This is a genomic window from Mesorhizobium sp. M7A.F.Ca.CA.001.08.2.1, from assembly GCF_003998455.1.
In the GTDB taxonomy this organism is placed as follows: domain Bacteria; phylum Pseudomonadota; class Alphaproteobacteria; order Rhizobiales; family Rhizobiaceae; genus Mesorhizobium; species Mesorhizobium ciceri.
Genome location: NZ_RZPW01000988.1, coordinates 1 through 1,869, shown reverse-complemented (window position 1 = coordinate 1,869; position 1,869 = coordinate 1). Strand labels below are relative to the sequence as shown.

The 1,869-nt window shown below is 61.6% G+C and carries 1 protein-coding gene and 1 pseudogene; both read left to right on the top strand.

The window, feature by feature from the left end:
- A pseudogene (locus EN914_RS33880) lies at positions 1-298 on the top strand (PLP-dependent aminotransferase family protein); the annotation flags it as partial.
- 234 nt (positions 299-532) lie between these two features.
- Positions 533-1,729, top strand: a complete 1,197-nt coding sequence (gene cml, locus EN914_RS33875; protein ID WP_024503820.1) for a CmlA/FloR family chloramphenicol efflux MFS transporter — start codon at positions 533-535, stop codon at positions 1,727-1,729.
- Positions 1,730-1,869 lie beyond the last annotated feature (140 nt).

The following is a 1,869-nucleotide window of genomic DNA, read 5'->3' as shown; positions in this document are numbered from 1 at the left end:
CATGGATTTGCTGCGCGCGAAGCTTGCGCGCGCCATGGGCGAGACGGCCGCCCACCTGAAAGTGATCGGCATCACGCCGTGGATCGACCAGCCGGCTGGCCTCTTCCTGTGGTGCAGCCTGCCGGACGGCGTCGATGCGGCCGAAGTCGCCCGCCGCTCGCTGGCCGACAACATCGTGCTGGCGCCCGGCAACGCATTCAGCCTGTCCGGAACGGCTGGCCGTTTCCTGCGCTTCAACGTTGCCCAATGCGCGGACGAGCGGATTTTCAGGGTGCTCGAGGCGGCGATGGCGCGTTGACGCGCATCAAGCTGATCCTGTTGCCTGGGCAACCTTCGGCTGCTAGGGAAACGCGAGCGCACTCGAGAGAATGTCTGCGCCGTCATTTTCCGGGATAGCGTTTATGGGAACCAGCAAGTCAGCAGACAAGTAGGCCGCAACAGCACCTCGTTGTTGCGGCGGCCCGTCATTTCCCATCTTCATTGAGAACGGCAGATCGCCGCCAAATGTATCCATTTGAGCGGATGTTCAATCATGCCTCTTCCAAAAAAACCGACATGGACCACTTCCCTGCCAGCAGCCATGGTGCTGATGGCGCCCTTCGACATCCTGGCCTCGCTGGCCATGGACATCTACCTCCCGATTGTCCCGGCGATGCCGGGGATCCTCGAGACATCGCCTGATGTCATCCAGCTGACGCTGAGCCTCTACATGATTTGTCTTGGGCTCGGCCAAGTCGTCTTCGGCCCGATTTCCGACAGGATCGGCAGGCGCCCGGTGCTGATCGGTGGCGCGCTTTTGTTTTCAGGCGCTTCCTTTCTGCTCGCCAGCACCTCGCTGGCCGCTGTCTTCGTCGTCCTGCGCGTCGTGCAGGCCATTGGTGCGTCCGCCATTCTCGTTGCAACCTTCGCAACGGTTCGCGACGTCTATGCGCAAAGAGCCGAAAGTGCCGTCATTTACGGCCTGTTCAGCTCGATGTTGGCTTTCGTGCCGGCGTTGGGGCCGGTTGCCGGTGCGTTGATTGCCGGCAATTTCGGCTGGCGGGCGATCTTCCTGACGCTCGGAGTCCTGGCCACGGCAGCTACCCTCAACGCATGGCCGAAATGGCACGAAACCCGCCCCTCGAATGGCGATACCAGGCGAATGGCGCTTCGACCCATTCTCTCCAGTCTTGCCTTCTGGACCTACACGCTTGCATTCAGTGCCGCCATGGGCGCCTTCTTCGTGTTCTTTTCGACTGCGCCACGGGTGCTCATGGATCGGGCCGGTTTTTCACAGTTCGGCTTCAGTCTAGCTTTCGCCACCGCGGCGCTGGTGATGATCGTCACCACCCGCTTCGCCAGAAGGTTCATTGCAAGCTGGGGCATCGCCGGCAGTGCCATCAGGGGCATGGCGATGCTGCTGTTCGGCGCGGCGCTATTGGCAGTGGGGCAACTGTTCGCACAGCCGTCCTTCGCGACATTTATCTTGCCGATGTGGGTCGTTGCCGTGGGTATCGTCTTCATTGTCTCAGTCACCGCAAACGGTGCACTCGAGGCGTTTGGCGATGTCGCGGGAACCGCAGTCGCACTCTACTTCTGCATCCAGAGCCTTGTCGTCGGCATCTTCGGCACGTTGTTCGTCGTCCTGCTCGGCGGAGACACGGCGTGGCCGCTGGTCGCCTACTGTTCGGTCATGGCGACGCTCACACTAAGCGCACTGAGGCATTTGCAGAAACGCCAAACCGAATAGACTGGACAGATGAGAAGCCTGGGCGGTTGGCGCAGGCTTCTCATCGTTGTCAGCGCGACGCCGCACACACCTCCCGCACACAGTCGCGCAACCAGCGTTGCGCCGGATCGGCATCGAGGCGCGGATGCCAGAGCATGGAG